This window comes from Microcystis sp. M53603_WE2, assembly GCF_030065435.1.
Window position 1 is genome coordinate 1 of record NZ_JASJFF010000392.1, and the last position, 2,978, is coordinate 2,978.

Genomic DNA, 2,978 nt, shown 5'->3' on the forward strand with positions numbered 1-2,978 from the left:
CTTATCGCAGTTGGCAACCCTCGCGCCAACCTAACCTAGTCATTTGGTTGAGCATCTCAGTCCTGCTAGTTGCCCAAATTCCCACCTGGGTAGGGGAAGAAACTCGTCTCGTCACCTTGGCGATCGCCACTGGTTTGATGTTCTTTCAGACTCATCGCCTACAAAAATTAGCAGCGGCTGCCATCACGGTCGGCTTGTCCTTGGGGTTGAGCGCTACCTTACTAGAGAGATTGTCTGTCTCTGGATTAGCCTGGCTGTTGGCGGGGGCGATCGCCCTTATCCCCCTCTGGCTGTTGCGCGATTGGTTGAGCCAGCGGACTTCTGCACTTGCTCTCCTCTATGCCCGCGCCTGCGATGGTTGGGCGATTCTCCTCTGTAGCCTGGAGTTAGTCGCCCTGACTCTCCATTCTCTAGCCGTTTACTGGGATCAGATACCTGCATCAAGCCTCTCTATCCTAGCCCCTGCCCTGACTTTAGGGGCGATCGCCTATCGAAGCTACCTCGAGCCGAGTAACTGGGGCATCTACGGGGTAGGCTGGAGCTTGGAACTGTTCACCATCGAAGTTCTCAACCTAACTAAGCAGTCTTTAATTGCCCTAGCGATCGCCAATATTCTCTTGGGATTGCTTACCCAACTGTTGGGAGATTGGTGGCACAGAGATCACAGGCGGGAAATGCTCAATAGCTGGAATATCCTACCCTTGCTCTATGGGGCCTTAGGAGCGGCTCTGCGTTGGGGATTTTTCAGTAGTTGGACTGGCTTGAGTTCTCTGGGACTGGTACTGATTGCCATCGGAGTTGGGCGGCGCTCTCCGGCCAGGAAGCCCTTGTTGTACCTGGGAATTGGCGGGATATCCATCTCAGCCTACGAGCTATTGTTTTATCAAATTGCCGACCTGTCCCAAGGCGATCAATTTTTGGCAATGGCAGCCCTGGCCGCCAGCTTGGTTTACGGCTATCGATTGCTCTCTCCCTGGTTGGCTGGCTACTTGCATCTGACGGCCTCAGAATTGAAGTTGGTTGCCCACCTGCACTGGGCTTTGGGCAGTTGCCTGTTACTAGGGGCTTTATTCTATCCCGTTGCAGTCAATCAACTGTTGGGATTGGCAACCGGTATCTTTTTGACTCGTTATGCTATCTGGCAAGGGCGCAACCATCCTGACCAGGCGATCGCTGAAATCTGGGTCTATCTGGGTATTCTAGAAGCGACTGGGATTGGGGCCTATGCTGCCAATACTATTCCTCCAATGGAATTCTTCTCTCAATACCTAGTTTCTTGGTTGGGAGTAATCGCCTCTGGGGTGGCTGTTTTCACCTATCTGCTCCCTTGGCGGCTTTGGGGCTGGCCGCCTCGTCCTTGGCAATTCCTCGCTCTTGTTCTTCCAGGACTCGCCCTTGGGGGCAGTTTAGACAAGCTCAATCCCCTAAGTTTGCTGGTGGTGGCTGGATTCTATGCTTGGCTGGCTTGGCTGCGGCAGCAACCCCGGTGGCGCTATCTTACCCTCTTGTTAGTGAATTGGGCGATCGCCCTTTGGCTGGCGGATTTCTCTCTGGCAACTCCCTTCGCCTACAGCAGTCTTGTCGGATTGTCTATCCTCTGTCTTGTCTGGATAGAACCTACCTGTCAGGGGAGGCAAGGCAAATCCTTGCGCCACCTGCTTCGCCTCTTGGGAACAGGCATTATTGCTAGTGCGGCTCTCTGGTTTCATCATCAGACGGGAATCCTGCCTGGCATCCTCAGTTTAGTGGCAATTTTTGCCGGATTAGCCTTACGAATTCGCGCCTTCCTCTATCTTGGCACTTTTACTTTTGTGGCTAATGCTTTCTATCAGTTGGTAATTTTGATTTCCCTTTATCCTCTGCTTAAATGGATTATCGGATTGCTGGTGGGGGTTAGCTTGCTCTCAATTGCTGGCAATTTTGAAACTCGCCGTACTCAATTAACTAGCTTGCTGCAAAATTGGCTCAGAGACTTACAGGAGTGGGATTGACATACTCCCACCGTCACAGCCTAACTTGACGGGGGGAGTATGTCACTGTTGTAATGCTTTTAAGAAGCGTCCCATAGTGGCAAATAAACCGGACTTTTTGGCTTTATTAGCAGGATTAGAACTATCATTAGGAGTATTACTAGAAGCTTTCAGAATCAGATTTTCTAAAGCTTCCCCCATGGGTTTAGTGGATTGTTCGGAAATTAACTCGTAACCGTCTTCTTTTTCGAGCCAAACTTGCCACAAAGAAGGATAGGAACGATAAACGATCGCTGATTCCAAGGGACGAAAATAATAACAACTTTCTAGGGTACTTAAAAATCTTTCTCGCAATTGTCGGGCTGCGTAACCGATACCCACTACCGATACATCTTCCAATTGGGGAATCAGAAGAACCACGGGGCGATCTTCGGCAAGGTAACAGAGTTTTTCTACGGAATTAATCTCCACCGAGGAGGGACAAACAACTAAAAACGCTTCATCTTCGGGCTTAATTTTGTTTTCGATGGGAATAAAACGACTACCTAAATCTCCCAGTTGAAAAACTGTTTCTCCCCAATCCCGTCGGGCTAACATGGCGGCTCCAGTATCGGGAAAAATTACCCTTAAACCAGAACCATAACTGTCAAAAATAGAGGCAAAATCAAGGGCTAAAGCTTGTGCTTGTAGAGCAATTTCTGGGATAACTAATTCCACTTGTATGCGTCTAGCTCCCGATTCTAGAGCCAGTTGGGTGGCGGCTTTCGCTTGCAGGATTGTTTCTTCTAGGGAATTGGGTAGGGTCATTTCAGTTATCAGTTATCAGTTATCAGTTATCAGTTATCAGTGACTACCTCTGGTCGTCGGGGGCTTAAAATCAGAAAGATTTTAATTTTTATAAAAGGTAGGGTTGATTCATAGTAGGGTTGATTCATAGTAGGGTTGATTCATAGTAGGGTTGATTCATAGTAGGGTTGATTCATAGTAGGGTTGATTCATGAATCAACC

Annotated in this window: 1 protein-coding gene and 1 pseudogene; one reads left to right on the top strand and one right to left on the bottom strand. The window is 48.9% G+C overall.

What is annotated here, in order from left to right; all coding sequences use genetic code 11:
• Positions 1 to 1,991 (top strand): annotated as a pseudogene (locus tag PX481_RS08325) (hypothetical protein); the annotation flags it as partial.
• 42 nt (positions 1,992 to 2,033) lie between these two features.
• Here the strand turns inward: PX481_RS08325 and PX481_RS08330 are convergent.
• Positions 2,034 to 2,777: a DUF1995 family protein gene (locus PX481_RS08330; protein ID WP_002763301.1), complete on the bottom strand. Its 744-nt coding sequence runs from the start codon at positions 2,775 to 2,777 to the stop codon at positions 2,034 to 2,036.
• Positions 2,778 to 2,978 lie beyond the last annotated feature (201 nt).